The sequence below is a fragment of the Paenibacillus amylolyticus genome, assembly GCF_047302515.1.
GTDB lineage: Bacteria > Bacillota > Bacilli > Paenibacillales > Paenibacillaceae > Paenibacillus > Paenibacillus amylolyticus_G.
On sequence record NZ_CP168019.1, the window covers coordinates 6,829,588 to 6,850,087 of the forward strand.

The window sequence follows — 20,500 nt, forward strand, 5'->3', positions numbered from 1 at the left end:
GATGAGTACTCTGGTATTATGGGATGCACAGTGATTTTCATCTATTTTTCAGACTTAGTATTTACTATAGCATCATCCATAGTCATTTTAGTCTTGAGAGTAGCTGTTGATTATACCCAAGTTGTAATCGTTTCAACCGGGAGACGATAGGAAGGATAGCCATCTTTGGCTGCTTTACCTATGGAGATCAACATCACGGGCTGGAACCGTTCTTTATCCAGGCCGAACGCTTCGGCGATCTGACCTTTGTCATAACCAGCCATAGGGTTGGTATCATAACCATGGGCACGGGCAACGAGCATGAGTTGCATGGATATGAGGCCTGAGTCAATGAGGTTCATGTCACGCAATTCGGATGCGTTTATGTTCGCATAATAAGGTTTTACCTGCTGCATCTGCATATCCATGATGTCTTGGGGCATGTACCCAAGTTCCACTGATTTGCTGAAAATCTCTTCCATGTATTCAACGTTGTTGGCATCGTAAAACACGGCAATGACAGCGGAAGACGTTAGTGCCTGTGTCTGGTTAAAAGAGGCCAGTGGTGCAAGCTTCTCTTTGCCTTCAGCACTGTCGATAACAAGAAAACGCCAAGGTTGCATGTTAATGGCCGAAGGGGCACGTGAAGCTTTCGCCAGTATTTCGGTCATCTCCTCGCGGCTGATCTTCATTTCAGGGTCGTAGGCTTTAACGGAATGGCGCTCCAAAACGATGTTATCAAAATCATTTGTTTTGTTGAATTGACCGGTAATTGTGTTCATATTGAAATCTCTCCTCATATCTATATTGGTGAGAGTAGGGTATAAATTATATCTCCATCTGTCTCACTATGAGGATTGTAAACTATGAAGTATACTTTATAGCAAGAAGAAGAAACGGGGGAAATACATATGAAGATTAGTGAAGTAGCGAACCATGTAAACCTTCCGATATCCACGATTCGTTACTACGAGAAAATAGGTATTATCCCGGATGAACATATGCTGAGAGATCATAATAACTATCGAATATATGCGCAGAGCATTATTCAGCATCTGGAAGTGGTCAAACAATGTTTAGCTGTTGGTTTTACGATCCATGAGATCCAATCTATGATCTCTAAACATGGGTTTTCAAGTAACGATCAAGCAAGCGTTATCCAAGCGAAAATATCAGAAATTGAAGAAATACAAAATAAATTAGAGAATTCCAAACAAAATCTGTACGAAATTCTTAAATCGGATATCACGTGTGAGGATGGTTTTGGTAAGTATTAAGCCGGAAGTCGAAGTCCCTCTTAAGGTTTTCATTCAGTACGTTCTTACATCATATCGATTCAATCGAGTACATATCGTCCTGTATACGCAGATTACCGGGCTGCCCAGTTTCCACCTTCACCTCTGTAACAAATACACCAGGCATACGTCCGTCTGGGAACCAGGGCATCTGTATATCAATGACAATAAACATGCCTTCTGCATCACCCGTGGGGGAGAATTGTTTTCCGTCTCCGGCAAATGGTTCAAGTTGATAATGCTCATTAAATGTGTTCATTGTCTCAGGAACATCATCGACAGGCAGACCGATTTCACTAATACATAACAGATGCTTCGCTTCGAAAGCTTCATCAACTGCATTATCGAGTGAATGGTGAGCGATAAATTCCATCAAGTTGCCGCTTGGATCATAAAAATAGAAGGCTGTTGCATCCCAGTAGGGGAAATAAAATTCATCCTGTCCATCTTTGGAGAGCAATGGAATGTTGCGGTCTTGAGCCCACCTTTTTGCATCAGCAAGTTTATTTGTTGGAATCGTAAATGCTACATGATAGTAGGGCTTCTCTTGTTCTGGCGCCTTCTTGAAAGATAGGAGCGAGTTCCCCGCGCGGAATGAAACACATATTGCATTATCCTCCACAAGCTCAAGTTCCAGTAGTGTACCGTAAAACTCCTTTATGGCCTCAATTTGATGTGTCAACAAACCAATTTCTCTTATTATCATTTCAAAATCCTCCTTTTAATCTCACCTTTGATTGAAATACTCGATTGTTTTCTCAATAAATGCCTTGGCCGATTGCGTCAGGTAACGGTCGGACCGATGGATGATTTCAAAGTGCCGGTATGGCGGATCGTCTGTAATTTCGATGCAACGTAGCGTGGGCTCATTCATGGCTTTGATCAGAGGATAAGGCAGCAGTGTTCCTCCGACGTTGGCTTTGACCAGGCTAATGATGGAGGTTGCAGAACTGGTCTCCATGATGGTATTTAGGGTGAAGCCGTATTTACGGCAATAGCCGTCGACCAATTCTCTTCCTGTGAATCCTTCGGGGAACATCACCGTTTGGATATCACGTAGCTCCTGAATTTCAATTGAGCTTCGTTCAGCCCAATCATGATTCTCGGATACGACCAGTACATATTCTTCACTGCACAAAGGAATGCGTACAAGCCGCCTATCAGGGGCAGACGTGATCTCGATGCCAATGTCGACTTCATTTTCCAACACTTGATTCACGACATAGATCGAAGAGATAACCTTCAATTGCACTTTGGGGAATCGGGCATGAAAATCAACGAGCAGCGGAGTGATACGGTAATCCAAATCCGACGGAAGAACACCTATAACCAATCGTCCCCGCTGATCATTCCGGAATTCAGCTAGCGCATCCTGGGTATTCTGTAAATGCCGGATCATCTGTACACAGTGCTCCAGAAACAGAGTGCCTGCCTGGGTCATCACAATCTTTTTACCGACGCGGTCAAACAAAGGAACACCAAGTTCATCTTCCAACCCACGTATTTGTTGACTCAACGTAGGTTGAGATATGCCAAGTTTCTCAGCTGCCCGTGTAAAATGAAGCTCCTCACACACTGTAATAAAGTTTTCCATTTGACGAATCTCCATGAATTCACCTCTGATCATTGGTTTTAGTAATCATTTTAATAGAAATAATAGTATTGTTCAATCATTATAATGATCCTATACTTAATTTGTGCACCACCCGAAGATCTTGTCATTAAAGAATAGGATCTTTGGTGAAGGCAACGAGACTACTACCATGAGGTGATCCATAATGAAATTTTTTTATATTGTATTGGCGCTTATTCTGGCTTCACTGAACTTAAGACCACCGATTACTTCCATTTCTCCTCTGATGAGTACCATACAGAATGATCTGGGTTTGAGCGGCATGACCGCCAGTCTGTTAACTACACTACCGGTATTATGTATGGGCATATTCGCTCCATTCTCTGTAAGACTAAGTAGAAGGTGGGGGAACGAAGGTGGCATTGTGCTGGCTTTAATCCTTATTGGGATAGGTACGGGATTACGATTGTTCGTAGGCGCAACTCCGTTGATGATGTTCACTTCTTTTCTGTCAGGTGTAGGGATTGCATTGGCAGGGCCGCTGTTGTCCAGCTTCATTAAGCAGTATTTCCCTAACCGAGTGGCAGCCATGGTCGGCATCTACTCTACAGCAATGGTGATGGGGGCCAGCATTAGTGTGGGGTTATCGGTTCCGCTCCAGCATACGCTGGGTGGATCTTGGAGAGGTTCTTTGGCTACATGGGCATTACTCGCAGCCATTGCATTGCCGATCTGGTTAAAATTAGCTTGGTCTGCGCGTACAGAGCGGCAATCCGGACAAACTTCGGCTGTAGTCCATGCACCACTTCCGGTGAAGAACAGGCGTGCATGGGTGCTGACACTGTTCTTTGGACTGATGGCCGCGATCTTTTATTCATTAACCGCCTGGCTTGCGCCAGCCATTCAGAGCCATGGATATAGCCAAGAGACTGCTGGCAACATCCAAACGTTATTTACATTGATATCACTGCCCTCAACGTTATTCATTCCCATGCTTGTACACCGTTACCAAAGACGTGTCTTCTGGCTTGTTGGATGTGCGATGTTGGAGTTAATAGGTGTCCTGATGCTGAATCTCTCTGTCAGTCCGTGGCTCGCGGCGATTCCGCTCGGTATTGGTGCAGGTGGACTGTTCCCGATTGCACTTATGTTGCCGATTGATGAGACAAACAATGCTCAGGAAGCGAGTAGCTGGTCCGCTATGACTCAATCTGGTGGCTACATTCTTGGAGCACTTGGACCGCTGGCGATTGGTTGGCTCCGCGATCTAACAGGCAGCTTTGTGCAAGCATTTTATGGTTTGGCTATCATCATCGTGTTGCAGATTATCGTTCAAGTTGCTATTGGCAATAAAAAAAGTTTAAAAGTTAGCCAGGAGCAGAGCTAAAAGGCATGTAAAGTAAATGGATATAGAAATATGATCTTTATACATGATCCAACAAGTCCAGATAGTACTGCCTTAATGCTTTCTGTAAGATGACGGGCTCCATAATCTTAATCGATTTACCATAGCCTGCAAGATATCTCACTATGAAATCAAGCTCGTGAGGTTCATACGAACCAACAAGATACATGTGTCCCATCTTCTCGATGATCTGCATAGATGGGAAATGTTCTTGCTGGAATAGCTCAATCCCGGCTTCGTCCATCAGGCATTTGAATGGAATTGCTTGTTCCGATGGTTTCCATAGAGATTGGGCATCCTGTGAATAGAGTTCCTTTACATGAGTTAAAGGTTCAATCTCCGTTGTTTCGGCTGAAATGATGCGGTCGCAGCGGAATACACGATAAGCTTGTTTATGCAGATCATAGGCCTGACAATACCAATAGCCTTTCCTGGCATAGAGCGCGATGGGTTGAATGGTGCGGATATTGGTGTTTGCAGAAGATGACCTTTGATCAGAGGATCTACGCTGATTAGCATACGTAATCTGGATCACTATATTCTGAACAGCAGCCATCAACAGAAACTCCAAATGTGCACTGTCGCGGATCTGCTCGGTATGTTGGAAGTAAACCCGGTGTTGGATGTTCTCAATATCCTGTCGTTGCTTGTCGGATAACGCGCTCATAAATTTCTCATGAATGGTACGGAAAGAGACTTGAAAGGGTAAGCTGGAGAAGCTGCGGAGAGCCTGCATCGCAAAATAAAGGGCATGAAGCTCCCCCGTATTAAACGAAATGGGAGGCAGCTGCATCTGTTGCAGCAGTCGATATCCGCCGTAGCGTCCATATTCGACATAGATGGGCGCACCTAACTCTTCCAATGAAGCAATATCTCTTAACGCGGTTCGTTTGGAGATCTGGAACTCCTGCATGAGATCTTGCAGGGTGAACTGTTGTTTTTGATTAATAAAGCGTAGCATCTGGTTCATACGTTCTGATTTTTTCATATTAAACCCTCTTAATGGTGCCATGGATTGGCACCTTTCGTTGTTATAGTGATAAGTGTAATCCAATAGGAACAAGGAGGCAATATAATGAATTTTGAAGTGATACCATTTTTGTCGATGAACGGGGATGCGGCGGCAGCCATTGCTTTTTATGAGGAGTTTCTGAACGCCAAGGTGATATTCAAGAAAAGTTATAAAGAGATGAAGGAGATGAACCCGGGTTTCGAGTACCCTGCCGGTCAAGATGAGTATATTACACATTCGGTGCTGGAGATTGGGGTTAACAAAGTCATGATTGCGGAAGAAGCAATGGACACGGAGAGAGCATGGCAGCTGGGGAACAGCACGTCGCTATGTATTCAATCCAAGGATAAAGATACCATCGATCAACTGTATCATTCTCTGATGCAACATGAGGGTGTGAAGGTACTGGTACCGTATGAACAAAATGAATTCAGCCCAGGATACGGTATTGTACGGGACCCATTCGGCATTGCGATTCAGCTATGTGTCACTGTGCATGATTTTTAAAATGAGTTCAGACCCTCGGTTAAGCACTCGGTATGTAAACCTGTAACTAACTTAAAAACATCAAAAAAAGAAGAGCCATGGATATCATGCGCTCTTCTTTTTTCGGTTTCTATACATAGGTCGTTCGAGCAACCGATGGTTATAGCGGCCCTCTTTTCGTGTAAATCATATAGGTACGGATGTCGCTGTGTACAAGCAAGTTCAATGGATAGAGGAAAGAAGGGATAACATGATTACGAGAGGAATCGACCATATTGGAATAACTGTACCGGACATGGAGCAGGCGACACTATTTCTACAAGAGGCGTTTGGAGCTCAACTTGCCTATGACCATATAACGCCGGATGATCCCCCACAGGAAGGACCCGAGGCAGAGCTTAAATTAGGACTGCGTTCAGGAGCAAAGGTTATTCATATTCGGATGTTATCGCTCGGGGAGAGCGCCAGTATAGAGTTATTTCAGTACGCGAATACAGCGCAATCAGAGCCAGTTAGGGCATCGGATTATGGTTTGCAACATATGGCGTTGTATGTGGACGATATGCAAGAAGCTGCACGACACTTCAAAGAAGCGGGTGGGGTGTTGCTAACAGAGCCTGGGGCGTTAACCGGTCATATTGAAGGTGGGGAAGGCAATCAGTTTGTGTATGGAAGGGCACCTTGGGGGATGCTGATCGAGCTGATCTCCTATCCTTCGGACATTCAGTATCCGAATCACAGTGAAACGAAGCGCTGGACACCACGAAAAAAATAATAAAGGTGAGACTGGATGAGAAACAGGACGACGCACGACAAATCGTTCTGTTTTTCTTGTATATAGGGGCTAAACGGTTACTGAAAAACAGAATTTATGTTACAAATACGTTACAAATACAGAAGTGTATACCTCTTTGCCTTATGTTACGATACGTACAAGTAGATACAGAGATATTTTACGGATAAGATAAGTTATAACGTCTCTTTGCTGGACGATGAATAAGCTCCGAAAGTATGAAGATGGAAGCCTTTTATCCAGGATACTGAAGAAGCATTGAAACGAAGGAACAACTATATATTTTGACTGAACAGGGTTGCAATAAAAATAAATGACAACAGGTGATCCAAAATGCTACAAATCGGGTATCCATAGTAGAGCCATCTAGAACCTGATGGATACATATGTTGTTATGATCGTTTTTTGCTAGTTAAAGGCTATCTATTATGGAATGAACTGTGGGGGTTATCAAGTGTCTATATTAGATATGGAAAAGAAAGATGTTGTCACCGATGCAATGGTCATCAAGGCGATGGAGAAAAGTCTTGCTATCATTCGATTTGATCTGGATCGCCGGGTAACCTACGTGAATGAAGTCTTTGCCCAGACGATGGGATATACGGTAGATGAGATGTACGGCATGAAGCATCAGCAACTGTGTTTCGGTCAATTTGCAAATACTCCGGAATATGATGCTTTTTGGAATAGCATATTTAATGGGGTCAGCTTCCAGGACAAGGTTGAACGCAAGGATGCAAAGGGGAATTCCGTATGGCTTGAGGCGACATATATGCCGGTGTACGATGAGACGAATCAGAAGATACTGGGTGTCTCCAAAATCGCCACCAACATTACCAACCGTCAGAACAACATTTCGGTCGTAGTGAATGAGCTGAAAACGATGTCTCATGAACTGAATGGGCAGGCAGATGTAGGGATTGAACGCAGCCAGGAATTAATGTCCAGCATCTCCTATATCTCAGAGGTGTCTACTTCTAACCGTGCAACGTTGACTCATTTGCAGGAACAGGCTGGATCGATTCAGGGTGTGGTACGAACGATACGCGAGATTTCGTCTCAGACGCAACTGCTCGCGTTAAATGCTGCCATTGAGGCTGCACATGCAGGAGAATTTGGACGAGGATTCGATATCGTGGCCAAGGAAGTTAAGAAACTATCTGCAATGGTAGAGAGTTCGATTAATGAGATTCGTGATAGCGTGACTGGAATAACGAAGGAGATTGGTAATATCACAGGAGGTACCAAAAAAGTAGAAGAATATGTGGAGCAGAGCCAGAAGCAGATTGAGATTGCATTGAATGATTTTACAGCAATTGCTGCTTCAGCTCACTTGTTGGATGCCAAAGCAGAGCATGTGACCAGAATCGTATAATTATAGAGCAAATAGTGGTTCCTAATACAGGAACCGCTTTTTTTTGCTGTTCTGTACACAAAAAAACGGGAATTATTGTGATCAAACGGGGACACAATACTTGGGAATACCTGCAGCTATGTCATGCAGAGAAATGTTGGGGTGGGAACATGTGGTCAACAATTGTATCCTACGTGCCGGATTGGTCCATATGGATTCAGGCATTCTTGGTCTTCATCATTCCAATTGGTATCACATTGAGCACGCGCTGGATCAATGCTGCCATTAAGCGCGGAAGCTTCTCTCGTTCGAAGCAATCGTCCGTATCCTCGAAGGATATCTCGCCAGTACCCAAAGGGCAGGGTGAAGGGACCGAAACAGGCCAATATGCCAATATTAAATTAACCGAAAAGTACAGCATAAATCTGACGAGTGTGAAAGAAAGCTTTGGACTCAATGCAGACGTGCATATTCGGGAATTTATTATTAGAGGAACGAATACACGGGCTGCGGTCATTTATACCGAAGGCCTGGTAGATCAGGACTTAGTTGATGATCACTTGATTACACCGTTGATGTTAGAAGGTGTTCCTCTACTTAAGCAGGAAGGTTTCCTTCATCCGGACAATGCACACTTACTGTCGGCATATTTGCAAGATCAATTACTTCCTGTCAGTTTGGTTGAGGAGACGAAGTCCCTTCAAGAGCTCGCAGTTGGTGTGCTTTTCGGGAAAAATGCACTATTGGTTGATGGCTTGCCAAGTGCTTTATTAATTGGAGCCCATAATATCAAATCACGAGGTATGAATGAACCCTTGTCCGAGGGGTTGCTTCGTGGACCACGTATTGGTTTTACAGAGCAATTAAGTGATAACACAGGCATTTTGCGTCGGTATGGAAGTGACCAAAGCCTATTTATTAAGAAGTTTGAAGTGGGTTCACGAATCAAAAAAGATCTGGCGATTGCCTATATCCAGGATATTGCCGATCCCAATCTCGTGGCGGAAGTCTGTAAGCGAATCGAAGAGATGGATATGGATTCGATGCTGGAATCAGGTTATGTGGAACAACTCATCGAAGACAGTACCCTGAGTCCTTTTCAACAGGTACTGAATACGGAAAGACCTGACCGGGTGATGGGTGCCCTTCTGGAAGGTCGAGTGGCAATTTTGTTGGATGGAACGCCATTTGTATTAATTGTACCGGTTACCTTTAGCATGTTACTTCAGTCTCCCGAGGACTATTATGAACGCTGGATTCCCGGAACATTTTTGCGAGTGCTGCGTTTTATGGCCGCGATGCTGGCATTGCTTGCTCCGGCGCTCTATATTTCGTTTATATCGTTCCATCCGGGTCTTATTCCAACCAAGCTGGTATTGACGATTATTGAAACGCGGACAGGAGTGCCTTTTCCTTCAATCATTGAAGTACTGATCATGGAGCTATCAATTGAGATTTTGAGGGAGGCGGGGATACGCTTGCCCAAACCGATTGCGCCAGCGATGGGAATCGTTGGAGGTCTGATTATTGGCCAAGCAGCGGTGCAGGCGGGAATTATAAGCCAATTTCTGGTCATTGTCGTAGCGGTTACGGCCATTTCTTCCTTTACGATTCCCGTCTATAGTGCAGGGTTAACGCTGCGGATTCTGCGATTTTCTGCCATGTTTAGTGCAGCTATACTTGGACTATATGGCGTTGTAATGTTCTTCCTGCTTGTATGCACGCATCTGGCACGACTCTCAAGCTTTGGCGTACCTTATGTTGCTCCAGCCGTTCCTTATCACATCAATGAATGGAAAGACTTCGTTATCCGTGCTCCGTTAAATATGATGAGAATGCGTCCCAAGATGACTAATCCGGTAGATGATGATCGAAAAAAATAATGGAATTCCATCTACAGAAGGTCTGGAGGTGAACTAAAGTGAATGACTCCCAAGGAAAGCTGACCACGACACAGACTGTTGTAATTATTGTCAATTACATGCTTGGTGCCGGGATATTGACGTTGCCTCGAACGACCAGCAAGGCTGTAGGAACACCAGATGTTTGGATTTCCATTATCCTATCTGGATTCATTATCACAGGTATCGGAATAATTATGGTTACCCTGTGTCGCAGATTTCCGGGGAAAACCGTGTTCCAGTTCACCCGTGAAATTACGGGGAACTGGATTGCTTACATACTGGGAATTGCTATGATTATGTATTTCACGGTCATTGCTGCTTTTGAAGTAAGAGTCATGGCTGATGTGACAGGAATGTATCTACTCGAACGCACCCCCACCTGGGCAATTGTGATGGTTTTCATGTGGATCGGTATATATATGATCTCGGGTGGGCTTGGTGTCATTGTACGCGTGTTCGAGATTATTCTGCCGATTACGATCATTATATTTGTCATCGAAATTCTGCTTAGTAATCAGCTATTTGAGATTGGGAATCTAAGACCTGTACTTGGGGATGGGGTTATGCCCGTTTTCAAAGGACTGAAGCCCTCACTACTGTCATACACGGGATATGAGGTGATGTTAATCATGACTGCCTATATGAAAAATCCAAAGAAGAGCAATAAGGCAATGAGCTGGGGGATATTCATATCCACCACTATCTACTTGATCACGGTTGTCATGGTCATAGGCAGTTTATCCCTTGATGGGATCAAAACGCGCACCTGGCCAACGCTGGATTTGGTAAGAAGCTTTGAGATACAAGGTTTAATATTCGAAAGATTCGAATCCTTATTGCTGGTCATCTGGATTATGCAAATTTTCTCGACTACAGCGATCACACATTACTGCGCTTCGGTGGGCATTCGTGATTTGTTTCGTACCAAAAAAATCAAGGGCATTATGTATGGTCTGCTTCCGTTCATTTATGTGACAGCCATGATGCCCAAAACGGTGGATGATACCTTTGCACTCGGGGATATGCTCGGCAATGTATCTGTGATTCTATTCGCCATTTTACCTCTGGTCCTACTGTCGTTAAGTCTGATTCGCAAAAAAGGAGGCAAGCGTGCATGATGCCATTCCGTATGCTCTTACGTGTAGCTTCTGTCTTGTGCATTCTGTTGACGCTGTCTGGATGCTGGAGCAGTCGGGAAATAGAGGATCTAAGTCTCTATGTCGGTCTTGGAATTGATGTCGGCAAAGAGACTGAATTCGAGAAAGACATCGCTGCTCAGGGAGGAACATACCCAAAGAAGAACTATGTGACCGCTACTGTGCAGATTGCTCCAGGATTTTCCGATAGTAAAACGAGTCAACAATCTGGTTCACCTTCTTCTGGCAAAACATCCTATTCCAATGAACAGCTTACCGGGGATTCCTTGCTGCAAATATTCCGTCAGTTTGCGCTAAGAAGAGATAAGCCTCTTATCGGACATCATCTGAAAGTTATCGTTGTCTCCAAGGATATTGCCAAAAAATATGGTTTAGACCAATTGCTTGATTTTGTACTACGGGATAATGATATTCGACCGAACTGCCTGGTGCTGATCAGTCATCATCGTGCCTTAGATGTGTTGACTTCCCAGGACCCTTCTCGAATTCCAGCATTTTATCTCACAGGGATCACGAATAATTCGTATCTGTCCAACAAGATCCTGGACCCGGTATTGCTGTCCAAGCTAGACGCGCAAATGCAATCCGGATCCAGCTTCCTGCTCCAAAATGTACTGAATTCCGATGGAGAGGACAAGTTCTCTGGAGGTAGCATATTTGATGGGAAAACGACTAAGTTCATTGGGGAGCTAAGTCAAACGGATCTGGAAGGTTTATCGTGGCTTAAGCCTAAAGAACATGGAGGCGTCTTGAAGACACACAACAAACAAGGATTCACCGTTGTATATGAAATGAAGAATAAAAAAACAAAAGTAATTCCCAAGGTGGTTGGTAATGACATTTCATTCCATGTAAAGGTCGATTCCGAAGGCTGGTTGATGGAGGATTGGCGTGCTCCCGAGGAAGAGGAAAAAGGTGCTTATCTCAGAGAATTGGAAAAAGAATTTGCTGAACTGGCCGAACAACAGATTCGACAGGTGTTATACAAACTTCAGCATACCTACAAAGTTGATGTTGCGGATTTTCGGGATAGCTTGCGTATTAAAGAACCTAAAACATGGAAAAAAGTCAAAGACGATTGGGATAAAATTTTTAGCACCGTGCCGATCACGTATGAGGTAAAGACCACTATCACCAATCCGGGGTCTTCCACCGAATAGCGAGGTGTGCCATTTATTATTTAAATGTTGACACATTCATGATAGATCGCTATATTAGTAAAAAATCATTTTCTTATCCAGAGAGGTGGAGGGACTGGCCCTTAGAAACCTCAGCAACAGATCTGAAAGATACTGTGCTAATTCCAGCGGGTGAAAGCCTGATAGATAGGAGCGTTTGTTTTTATTTGTCAGTAACGGCGCACTCTTTAGGCAGAGTGGGTCTTTTTTGTTTTTTCTGGATGAAGAAGTAGGGGAGCAGCAGGTATGGAGAACAACAACGACAAAGGGCATTTTCAGCGGAAAATGCAGACACGGCATGTGGTCATGCTCTCTCTGGGTGGAGTTATTGGAACGGGATTATTCCTCAGCTCGGGTTATACGATTCAGCAGGCAGGACCACTGGGAACGATTCTGTCGTATCTGATTGGAGCCATCGTTGTATATCTGGTGATGCTCTGTCTTGGTGAACTCTCTGTTCATATGCCAGAGACGGGAGCATTTCATAGTTATGCAGCCAAATATATCGGACCAGCAACAGGCTACACGGTGGCATGGTTATACTGGTTAACCTGGACCGTTGCGCTGGGTTCCGAATTTACAGCCGCCGGACTACTGATGCAGCGCTGGTTCCCATCGGTAAACGTATGGATATGGAGCGCGCTCTTTGCATTGATGATCTTTCTATTCAATGCATTAACGGTGAAATTTTTCGCGGAATCCGAGTTCTGGTTCTCATCTGTGAAAGTAGTTACTATTGTAATCTTCATAATTATCGGTGGTGCAGCCATGTTTGGCATCATTCCGATGGCGGATGCTGAACCGGCTCCGTTTCTATCGAATATTACCGCATCCGGGTGGTTTCCTCATGGGGCTACAGCAATACTGATGACTATGCTTGCTGTAAACTTTGCATTCTCGGGTACCGAGTTGATCGGCATTGCCGCCGGAGAGACGGAGAATCCGGAAAAGACGATACCAAAGGCTATTCATACAACACTATGGCGTTTAGTTATTTTCTTCATCGGAACGATTGTTATCTTGTCGGCCTTGCTGCCCATGTCGGATGCCAGTGTACTGGAAAGTCCGTTTGTAGCGGTAATGGAGCGGGTGGGTGTACCTTATGCAGCAGACATTATGAACTTTGTTATTCTGACGGCGATTCTCTCTGCTGCCAATTCAGGCCTATATGCATCTTCACGTATGCTCTGGTCTCTGGCTGACAAAAGAACGATCTCTCCGTGGTTTGCCAAATTGACCAAAAGCGGGGTACCGCTGAATGCACTTCTGATTAGTATGGTGGGTGGTGCGTTGGCATTGCTGTCCAGTATTATTGCGCCAGGTACGGTGTATATTACGCTGGTTTCCATTTCAGGTCTGGCTGTCGTTGCGGTATGGATGAGCATCAGCGCTTCTCAATACATGTTCCGCAGACAGTATATCCGGGAAGGAAATGCGGTCAAAGATCTGGTCTACCGCACACCACTGTATCCGGTGGTACCCATTGTTTCATTTATATTATGCCTGGCTTCATGCATAGGTATTGCCTTTGACCCGACACAGCGAATTGCGCTGTATTGTGGGGTTCCGTTTATCGCAGTATGTTACGCTGCTTATTATCTGACAGAACGTGTGAATAAGAAAAGAGGACAAGTACATGACGCAAGCACAACAGACTAACCCCATAGAACAGATCCTGCGTGAACATCCGGTCATGATTCTGGATGGAGCGTTGGCAACGGAACTCGAACAGCATGGATGTGATCTGGATGATCCACTATGGTCTGCTCGTGTGTTGCTTGAGAATCCGGATGTTATTGTTCAGGTTCATGCAGATTATTTTCGAGCAGGAGCCGATTGTGCGATTACATCCAGTTATCAGGCGACGGTGGATGGTTTCCGCAAGAGAGGGATTGGTGAACAGGCAGCACTGGAGCTGATCCGCAAGACGGTGGAACTGGCAGCGCAGGCGAGAGATGACGTGTGGGCAGAAGTGCAGAGTGGTTTAGTAGAGAGAGAAAGCTCGACAGGTCAGCTTGTAGAAGCTCCTTCGGTACGTTCCGGGAACGTGGAGAACATAACAGATCGTACAGGGGATCGCGAAGCAGACAGTCTTCGTCTACGTCCAATTATTGCCGGGTCCGTTGGTCCGTACGGCGCCTATCTGGCGGATGGTTCAGAGTATGTGGGACATTACGGCGTGTCGGATGAGACCTTGGTTGAATTCCATCGTCCGCGCATGGCAGCGTTGCTTGAAGCAGGTGCAGATATTCTGGCGTTTGAGACCATTCCATCCTTGCAGGAAGCAAAGGTTCTGGTTGATTTACTGAAGGAGTTTCCTCATGCGTATGCCTGGTTATCTTTTTCTTTAAAAGACGGGACAAGCATCAGCGAGGGCACACCGCTTGAGGTATGTGCACAGACGTTTGGCTCCGAGCCGCAGATTGCGGCGATTGGCCTGAACTGTGCTCCGATGGAAGTGGTGACGGAAGCAGTGGGTATTCTCAGCAGTGCTAGCGACAAACCTGTTATTGTGTATCCGAACTCAGGTGAGACGTATGATGCAGTGACGAAGACGTGGAGCGGACAGGGTACCTGTGGCAGCATGAGTGATGCTTCGGAGCAGTGGGTTGCTGCGGGCGCTAAAATCATTGGGGGCTGTTGCCGTACTACGCCACATCAGATTGGTGCACTTGCGAAGAAATGGCGGAGATAGTTCGTTCATATGATGATAACAAGCCCTTCCACATCCTATAGAGGTATGGAAGGGCTTGTTTTATTGTGTTAAGGCATCCTGATTACATTATTCGATAACCAGCATACGTGGCGATGCTTCCCGAATGATTCGCGAAGAGAACCATGAGCCAAGACTGGCTGCAATGATGCTTAGACAGGTGAACAGTACCATACCACCCCAATGCAGGATCAGTGGAAGTTGTACGATACCATAACCGGAAAGGACCATTTCGAGTAGAAGAGGCAGCAAGTATACGCCGACGAAAATACCCAGTATGGCTCCCACGGAGGACAGTATGAACATTCCCATGGTGAGCGACAACCGAATCTGGCGGGATGTCATTCCCAGCGATTTGTATATCCCGTACGTTCTGCTTTCTTTACGAATATTGATTCTACAGGTACTGAAAATAATGATGAACGTCACAATGATAAACAGCAATCCAATCAGACTCATCGGATAGATAAGGATGTTAGCGGCTTCCGCGTAAACCGAATCAAGCAATGTCTTCTGAGTGACTACCGAAGCAAAATCTTTAAATTGCTCATTTAATTCCAAGGCAACCATACCCGCTTGTGCCATATCGTTTACATTGATGAAGATATCATCAAATTCGCTATAATCCGGGTTCACACTTCTCATGGCATCAATGGTGATTCTGCCTGAAACAGACATGTTGGCGATCGCCTGATAGATGCCTGTGATGAGGAATGTACGCTTTTCTCCTTCAATATAGATGTCGATAAGATCACCGAGATCTTTATCTGATGTTTTGGCTACACTTACACCAATGGCAATTTCATTCGTATGTTGTGGGTTAACCCCTTTTAACGTTTCGAATCCAAGTTCCTGATAACTCCCGTCCAGTACACTCAAGTTGAGACTGATGGATTGGCCCTCTACTGCTGCCAAAGACTCCGGGCTAATTACACCCGTTGTGTTCCCTTGCCAGCCTACATTGCTGATCCTCGAATCCTGCGCTAACACGTGCTCTAGTTCAGCCTTGGGGAAGTTACTTTTGTTCACTACGACTGCTGCGATATTGGCATTGTCATACCCCCATTTAGCTGCGGTCTGTTCAATTCCGTTTATACTGGTCAGCAGAACATACCCCAAAACTAGTACGGAGGAAGCCATGGTAGTCAGCAGGATTGTTAGAACAGAGCTTTTGGTGTTTTTGAACACATGTCGGAATCCAAGCACGGCGGTCACAGGCAGTCGTGTGAACCCGATCCAGTGCGCCAATGGCGAATTCATTTTGCCAGCCCTCCGGCTGTGATCTGTCTCCGACATACCATAACGAATAGCCTGCACGGGCTGTATGCTGCGTGCCTTTTTGGCATATAACACAGTGAACAGAATCACTAGAGTAAATAGTAGTACGCCGGCCAGTATGGCCGCATCCAATCCTTGGACTGGAATGTTCTGATTCCCCACTCGAAGAGAGGATACAGAAATATTAATGATCCATTTGGATATCCATATACTGAGTGCAAGTCCTGGGATAATGGCTACGATGGATATCAATGCATATTGAATAACATAGGTGCCTATCGTTTTTCGGGAAGTCAGACCTAGTGATTTGAGGATTCCTATCGTTCTGTAATTAGCCAGGATGGCATCCGCAATCGTAAACCCGATGGTCATCAGGGCGATAGAGAGCATGACAACACCCATGAATATCATGATAAATCCAATAACCTGATTGATGATCAGATAAAAAGAGGCAATGGCCTCGAACTCCATTTTGGATTCCAGAAACGGAATACCTGTCTCACGATTGTACCGTTCCCAATACACCGAATTCATGCTGTAATCGTTAAAATGGATGCCCATCATACGATTCTCGTTGCCAGCAAGTGTAGCGAGATCATGTTGATAATCGGTAGGATTCATCCAGACCCGTGCTGTACTGGAGAAGGGTGCCCCGTATGGTACATCGATGACAATGCCCGATACATTCAATTCAAGTGTGCTTGAGCCGGTTTTGAAGCCAATGGTATCACCTACCGAGATATGATAAGCATTCGCCATGGACGTTGGAATCCAGACGGAGCCTTGTTCGGGAACTGTGTCGGGCTTCCCGCTTGAGAAAATTAGTTCATCCACACCCCAAGGCGGCGGAGGCGTATTAAACATGTACAGGTAGATGTTAGGGATGTGAGTTTCATTCAAAATGATGCCTGACAATGTACGATACGTTAGCAAAGGAGACACCTGAGCTCCATCCTGAGAAGCCCACCAGTCGTGCACCGCGTCCGGGTCATTCAGTCCTTTTTCAAACGTCAGGATCTGATGAGATCCATGGGTTCGGGTATGCATTTCATAAAACTGATTGCCTGTGTTCGCCAGAATGACAATAGCTGTAGATACAAGAAGTGTCGAGAGTAGCAGGAGCAGCGCAATCAACGCATTTTGTATTTTGTTCCTGCTCAGATACGACAAGCTAAGTTTAAACATGACTGCCATCGTTATTCCTTCCCCGTAACCAAAGCGAAGATAATCGCTTCACGATCCTGAATTTGATGTTTGTCATAGGTGTTAAACTCAAGGATTCCGCCAATCTTGCCGTCCAAAATGTAGATCAGGCGATCTGCCCGACAGGCGGCCTTGATATCATGCGTCACCATAACAACGGACTGTCCTTTCCGGTTAAGGTCCGTAAGGGTATCAAGAACAGCTGTGCCGTGTTCCATATTCAGGCTTCCGGTCGGTTCATCCGCAAAAATGATATCCGGCGAATTGATCAAAGCCCGTGCAATGGCAGCTCGCTGCTGTTGTCCTCCGGAAGTTTGGGAGGGAAGGCGGTTACGCTGTCCATCAATATCCATGGCATTCATCAGCTCAACAGCGCGGGATTGGATGTCCTTCTTTTTGTTTCCTGCGATATATCCCGGTAAAGCAATGTTCTCTTTGATGGAAAGGTCCGGGACCAGATTGATACTCTGATAGATATAACCGATCCGGCGGGTGCGGAAGTTGGACATTTCCCGTTCACTGTAAGCGTCAATTCGCTGGTCGCGAAAATAGACCTCACCTGCTGTAATCTGATCCAGTCCGCTTAACAGATATAGGAGGGTTGATTTGCCAGAGCCAGAGTTACCCATGATGACCGTGAATTCCCCTTCATAGATATCGAGATCAACATTACGTATGGCATGATGTTGCTCACTTCCGCTGTTGTACGTTTTGCACAGATTCCGTGCACGGATAATCACCTTTTTGGACAAATTGAATCACTCCCGAGTGCAATATAGGATTCATTCTAGAGGAGGGATGTTGAGGAAGCCTTATCAAATTATGAATAATGTATTACAGCTGTGGAGGGTGCTCAGCAGATCGGCAGATAGAACCGGAAGGTTGTACCTTGTCCTTCTTTACTAGTAAAGGAAATATGGCCTCCATGTGCTTCAATAATGCTTTGGCAGATAGAAAGGCCCAGCCCTGTACCTTCCTGAACACGTTGTTCTGCATGACTCGCCTGGCCTCTGAAGTAACGCTGAAAAACAAACGGCATGTCCTGTACACGTATTCCCTGACCCGAATCGGCAATCGTCACTTTCAAATGCCCGGATTCCAGTTCCATATCTATATGGATCGTGTCTCCTGGAGCTGTATGTTTGAGGGCATTGGCGGCAAGATTGGAGATCACCTGTTCAATTCGAGTGGGGTCGATAGCGATTAACACATTGGGTATGTATTTGGGTCCTTTATAGATAAGCCCCTTTGTTAGGACAACATGTTCAATAGGTTTTAACATCGTCTCAAGTATAGGGCCACTGTACATTTCATGGGTTTCCACCGAAATTTGCCCCAATTCCTGAAGTGCATGAACCAGCAGGTCCTCCACAAGGCGAGCCGTTTTATCCGTATGGGTTCGCATCACTCCCATATATTCCATCAGCGTCTCCTGATCGTTGCATAGTCCTTCCTCAATAGCTTCTATGTATGCTTTTATCGTCGTAATTGGTGTTTTAATATCATGAGATATATTGGTGATGAGTTCTTTTTGTGCTTGTTCCTGCTGAATACGTTGCTCGCTCATATGTTTAATCTCCGTGCGCATTAGATCAAACATGGCATATACTTCGAGCAATTCATCGTTCCGGTTGTACTGGATTTTTTCTTCATAATTGCCTTTAAGTATGGATTCCGCATGTTGCTTCAATTGATGGATGGGAGAGAGCAGGTGTTTGTCCAGTTTTCGTTTCATCCAGAATAGAAATAAGCTCAGAATCAGTGACAGGAGCATGAGTGCGCTAATCAATATAACCGGAAAAGTCATCGGTTGCTGAACCGTAACCATGGCTTGGGGGATGGAAAAGATGGCATTGCCGATCTGACTTCCCACGGGTCCATCCATCACGGGAAAAGCAATATCAAGCAAATCATTACTGTCCGTGGCCTGCGTGGCATGATGCAGATCATAATGGAGAGCTGTACGCAGATTAACTTGCTTTCCTTCAGAAATGGGGTCGGAGGACAGAATGACTTTTCCATCCAAGTTTAGATAGGTAAGCAGAACCCCGGTCTCTCTGGCGGTGGAACGTATGTCTTCACGAATATTTTGTTCATTAAGATGCTGATGATTTTGCTCCAAAGCGAGTAAGAGCGGATTGACCTTGAGGCGAACCTGATTCAGGGACAGATTGGATTCGCCTGAATTTCGATCTTGTAACAGCATCATCGACAGTACAAGGATACTTAAAACGATAATAATGAGAAGCCCAAGTGTTGTTAACAACCAGCGTTTGGACCAGCTGTTCAATGACATGTGGGTGCCTCCAATCTCACTTATTCGTAATTGAGCTTGTAACCGACACCCCATACCGTCTTCAGAACGGTCGGATGCGAGGCATCTGCCTCGATCTTTTCACGTAATCTGCGAATGTATACGGTTACGGTATTTTCATCGCCGTAGGTTGCATATCCCCAGATGGCGTCAAGCAACTGGGCTTTGGAGAATACCTGATTCTTATGGCTTGCCAGATAATGAAGTAGTTCAAATTCCTTGGCAGACAGAGAAACTTCTGATCCGTTTAATGTAACTTTATAGGCTTTTTTATCAATCACCAGGTTTCCAAGATGCAGCAGATCTGTTCTGTTCCGATCCGAAGCCATGCTGTCATAACGCCTGAAGTGGGCATTAATTCGTGCTAACAGTTCGCTCAGCGAGAAGGGCTTGGTCATATAGTCGTCTGCTCCAAAGCCAAGTCCAAGTACCTTATCGGTATCACTGCCTCTGGCACTTAGAATGAGGATGGGGATATTGTTGCGCCTTCTGATCTCTCGACAGACCTCGATCCCGTCCATGTCCGGAAGCATAATGTCCAGAATGATATAGTCTGGTTGAATAAGCTCCATAATCTGAAGTCCATCTTGTCCAGTGGCTGCCACGGCGGCTTCATATTGATTTCTGGTTAAATAATCTCGCAGAATGCGCGAAATATCTGATTCATCCTCAATGATGAGGACTTTGCGCTGGTGGGTTAACATATGTATCGCTCCAGTATGATAGATATGGATTTAATGGATATGTATGAATTTGTAAAAAAACTGTCTCTATAATTGTACAGTCTTGTTCTGTGGGAGTCACATGAAAAAATATTGAAGTGAACTTCATTCTTATAAAAAACGTTCTGACTTCC

18 protein-coding genes and 1 riboswitch are annotated in these 20,500 nt (G+C 45.1%); of the genes, 10 read left to right on the forward strand and 8 right to left on the reverse strand.

Annotated elements, in window-relative coordinates; genetic code table 11:
* Nucleotides 1-110 precede the first annotated feature (110 nt).
* On the reverse strand, nucleotides 111-761 hold the full coding sequence (locus ACDJ59_RS29835; RefSeq protein WP_413407117.1) for a nitroreductase family protein: 651 nt from the start codon (nucleotides 759-761) through the stop codon (nucleotides 111-113).
* Nucleotides 762-890: 129 nt separating this feature from the next.
* Here ACDJ59_RS29835 and ACDJ59_RS29840 point away from each other — a divergent pair, with 129 nt between their 5' ends.
* On the forward strand, nucleotides 891-1,256 hold the full coding sequence (locus tag ACDJ59_RS29840; RefSeq protein ID WP_413407118.1) for a MerR family transcriptional regulator: 366 nt from the start codon (nucleotides 891-893) through the stop codon (nucleotides 1,254-1,256).
* A 49-nt stretch (nucleotides 1,257-1,305) separates the two neighbouring features.
* Here the strand turns inward: ACDJ59_RS29840 and ACDJ59_RS29845 are convergent, their stop codons facing one another.
* Together ACDJ59_RS29845 and ACDJ59_RS29850 are read right to left on the reverse strand one after the other, a co-directional pair.
* Nucleotides 1,306-1,980: a VOC family protein gene (locus tag ACDJ59_RS29845; RefSeq protein ID WP_413407119.1), complete on the reverse strand. Its 675-nt coding sequence runs from the start codon at nucleotides 1,978-1,980 to the stop codon at nucleotides 1,306-1,308.
* Between the two features lie 21 nt (nucleotides 1,981-2,001).
* Complete coding sequence (locus tag ACDJ59_RS29850) at nucleotides 2,002-2,883, reverse strand: LysR family transcriptional regulator (RefSeq protein WP_413407120.1); 882 nt, start codon at nucleotides 2,881-2,883, stop codon at nucleotides 2,002-2,004.
* A 169-nt stretch (nucleotides 2,884-3,052) separates the two neighbouring features.
* Here ACDJ59_RS29850 and ACDJ59_RS29855 point away from each other — a divergent pair, with 169 nt between their 5' ends.
* Entirely contained in the window at nucleotides 3,053-4,234 is a 1,182-nt protein-coding gene (locus ACDJ59_RS29855) for a CynX/NimT family MFS transporter (protein ID WP_413407121.1), read from the forward strand.
* Nucleotides 4,235-4,271: 37 nt separating this feature from the next.
* Here the strand turns inward: ACDJ59_RS29855 and ACDJ59_RS29860 are convergent, their stop codons facing one another.
* A complete protein-coding gene (locus tag ACDJ59_RS29860; RefSeq protein ID WP_413407122.1) occupies nucleotides 4,272-5,240 on the reverse strand; it encodes a helix-turn-helix transcriptional regulator in 969 nt (322 codons plus the stop codon).
* Nucleotides 5,241-5,327: 87 nt separating this feature from the next.
* Here ACDJ59_RS29860 and ACDJ59_RS29865 point away from each other — a divergent pair, with 87 nt between their 5' ends.
* The 8 genes from ACDJ59_RS29865 (at nucleotide 5,328) to mmuM (ending at nucleotide 14,831) form a co-directional block, all read left to right on the forward strand.
* Complete coding sequence (locus tag ACDJ59_RS29865; protein ID WP_413407123.1) at nucleotides 5,328-5,771, forward strand: VOC family protein; 444 nt, start codon at nucleotides 5,328-5,330, stop codon at nucleotides 5,769-5,771.
* Between the two features lie 229 nt (nucleotides 5,772-6,000).
* Nucleotides 6,001-6,525, forward strand: a complete 525-nt coding sequence (locus tag ACDJ59_RS29870; RefSeq protein WP_413407124.1) for a VOC family protein — start codon at nucleotides 6,001-6,003, stop codon at nucleotides 6,523-6,525.
* Between the two features lie 487 nt (nucleotides 6,526-7,012).
* Nucleotides 7,013-7,918, forward strand: a complete 906-nt coding sequence (locus ACDJ59_RS29875; protein WP_413407125.1) for a methyl-accepting chemotaxis protein — start codon at nucleotides 7,013-7,015, stop codon at nucleotides 7,916-7,918.
* A gap of 149 nt (nucleotides 7,919-8,067) precedes the next feature.
* Nucleotides 8,068-9,780 (forward strand): spore germination protein, encoded by a 1,713-nt coding sequence (locus ACDJ59_RS29880; protein ID WP_413407126.1) that lies wholly within the window; start codon nucleotides 8,068-8,070, stop codon nucleotides 9,778-9,780.
* Nucleotides 9,781-9,818: 38 nt separating this feature from the next.
* The gene (locus tag ACDJ59_RS29885) at nucleotides 9,819-10,919 is read left to right on the forward strand and encodes a spore germination protein (protein ID WP_413407127.1); all 1,101 of its coding nucleotides are present in this window, start codon (nucleotides 9,819-9,821) and stop codon (nucleotides 10,917-10,919) included.
* Nucleotides 10,916-12,118 (forward strand): Ger(x)C family spore germination protein, encoded by a 1,203-nt coding sequence (locus ACDJ59_RS29890; RefSeq protein ID WP_413407128.1) that lies wholly within the window; start codon nucleotides 10,916-10,918, stop codon nucleotides 12,116-12,118. The genes ACDJ59_RS29885 and ACDJ59_RS29890 overlap by 4 nt, the downstream gene beginning before the upstream one ends.
* 70 nt (nucleotides 12,119-12,188) lie before the next feature.
* Nucleotides 12,189-12,290, forward strand: a riboswitch (SAM riboswitch).
* A gap of 92 nt (nucleotides 12,291-12,382) precedes the next feature.
* Nucleotides 12,383-13,795: an S-methylmethionine permease gene (mmuP, locus tag ACDJ59_RS29895; RefSeq protein WP_413407129.1), complete on the forward strand. Its 1,413-nt coding sequence runs from the start codon at nucleotides 12,383-12,385 to the stop codon at nucleotides 13,793-13,795.
* Nucleotides 13,773-14,831, forward strand: a complete 1,059-nt coding sequence (gene mmuM / locus ACDJ59_RS29900; RefSeq protein WP_413407130.1) for a homocysteine S-methyltransferase — start codon at nucleotides 13,773-13,775, stop codon at nucleotides 14,829-14,831. Before mmuP ends, mmuM begins: the two co-directional genes overlap by 23 nt.
* Before the next feature lie 87 nt (nucleotides 14,832-14,918).
* On the opposite strand, the gene ACDJ59_RS29905 is transcribed toward mmuM, so the two are convergent.
* The 4 genes from ACDJ59_RS29905 to ACDJ59_RS29920 all read right to left on the reverse strand — a co-directional run bounded on the left by ACDJ59_RS29905 (nucleotide 14,919) and on the right by ACDJ59_RS29920 (nucleotide 20,348).
* Nucleotides 14,919-17,321: an ABC transporter permease gene (locus tag ACDJ59_RS29905; RefSeq protein ID WP_413407131.1), complete on the reverse strand. Its 2,403-nt coding sequence runs from the start codon at nucleotides 17,319-17,321 to the stop codon at nucleotides 14,919-14,921.
* 2 nt (nucleotides 17,322-17,323) lie between these two features.
* The gene (locus ACDJ59_RS29910; protein WP_413407132.1) at nucleotides 17,324-18,082 is read right to left on the reverse strand and encodes an ABC transporter ATP-binding protein; all 759 of its coding nucleotides are present in this window, start codon (nucleotides 18,080-18,082) and stop codon (nucleotides 17,324-17,326) included.
* Nucleotides 18,083-18,183: 101 nt separating this feature from the next.
* On the reverse strand, nucleotides 18,184-19,626 hold the full coding sequence (locus ACDJ59_RS29915; protein ID WP_413407133.1) for a sensor histidine kinase: 1,443 nt from the start codon (nucleotides 19,624-19,626) through the stop codon (nucleotides 18,184-18,186).
* 20 nt (nucleotides 19,627-19,646) lie between these two features.
* The gene (locus tag ACDJ59_RS29920; protein WP_413407134.1) at nucleotides 19,647-20,348 is read right to left on the reverse strand and encodes a response regulator transcription factor; all 702 of its coding nucleotides are present in this window, start codon (nucleotides 20,346-20,348) and stop codon (nucleotides 19,647-19,649) included.
* Nucleotides 20,349-20,500 lie beyond the last annotated feature (152 nt).

What these genes read in the sequence shown, in the direction of transcription:
- ACDJ59_RS29835 (WP_413407117.1), bottom strand. Translation starts at nt 761, where the DNA reads ATGAACACAATTACCGGTCAATTCAACAAAACAAATGATTTTGATAAC.
- ACDJ59_RS29840 (WP_413407118.1), top strand. Translation starts at nt 891, where the DNA reads ATGAAGATTAGTGAAGTAGCGAACCATGTAAACCTTCCGATATCCACG.
- ACDJ59_RS29845 (WP_413407119.1), bottom strand. Translation starts at nt 1,980, where the DNA reads ATGATAATAAGAGAAATTGGTTTGTTGACACATCAAATTGAGGCCATA.
- ACDJ59_RS29850 (WP_413407120.1), bottom strand. Translation starts at nt 2,883, where the DNA reads ATGGAGATTCGTCAAATGGAAAACTTTATTACAGTGTGTGAGGAGCTT.
- ACDJ59_RS29855 (WP_413407121.1), top strand. Translation starts at nt 3,053, where the DNA reads ATGAAATTTTTTTATATTGTATTGGCGCTTATTCTGGCTTCACTGAAC.
- ACDJ59_RS29860 (WP_413407122.1), bottom strand. Translation starts at nt 5,240, where the DNA reads ATGAAAAAATCAGAACGTATGAACCAGATGCTACGCTTTATTAATCAA.
- ACDJ59_RS29865 (WP_413407123.1), top strand. Translation starts at nt 5,328, where the DNA reads ATGAATTTTGAAGTGATACCATTTTTGTCGATGAACGGGGATGCGGCG.
- ACDJ59_RS29870 (WP_413407124.1), top strand. Translation starts at nt 6,001, where the DNA reads ATGATTACGAGAGGAATCGACCATATTGGAATAACTGTACCGGACATG.
- ACDJ59_RS29875 (WP_413407125.1), top strand. Translation starts at nt 7,013, where the DNA reads ATGGAAAAGAAAGATGTTGTCACCGATGCAATGGTCATCAAGGCGATG.
- ACDJ59_RS29880 (WP_413407126.1), top strand. Translation starts at nt 8,068, where the DNA reads ATGTGGTCAACAATTGTATCCTACGTGCCGGATTGGTCCATATGGATT.
- ACDJ59_RS29890 (WP_413407128.1), top strand. Translation starts at nt 10,916, where the DNA reads ATGATGCCATTCCGTATGCTCTTACGTGTAGCTTCTGTCTTGTGCATT.
- mmuP (WP_413407129.1), top strand. Translation starts at nt 12,383, where the DNA reads ATGGAGAACAACAACGACAAAGGGCATTTTCAGCGGAAAATGCAGACA.
- mmuM (WP_413407130.1), top strand. Translation starts at nt 13,773, where the DNA reads ATGACGCAAGCACAACAGACTAACCCCATAGAACAGATCCTGCGTGAA.
- ACDJ59_RS29905 (WP_413407131.1), bottom strand. Translation starts at nt 17,321, where the DNA reads ATGGCAGTCATGTTTAAACTTAGCTTGTCGTATCTGAGCAGGAACAAA.
- ACDJ59_RS29915 (WP_413407133.1), bottom strand. Translation starts at nt 19,626, where the DNA reads ATGTCATTGAACAGCTGGTCCAAACGCTGGTTGTTAACAACACTTGGG.
- ACDJ59_RS29920 (WP_413407134.1), bottom strand. Translation starts at nt 20,348, where the DNA reads ATGTTAACCCACCAGCGCAAAGTCCTCATCATTGAGGATGAATCAGAT.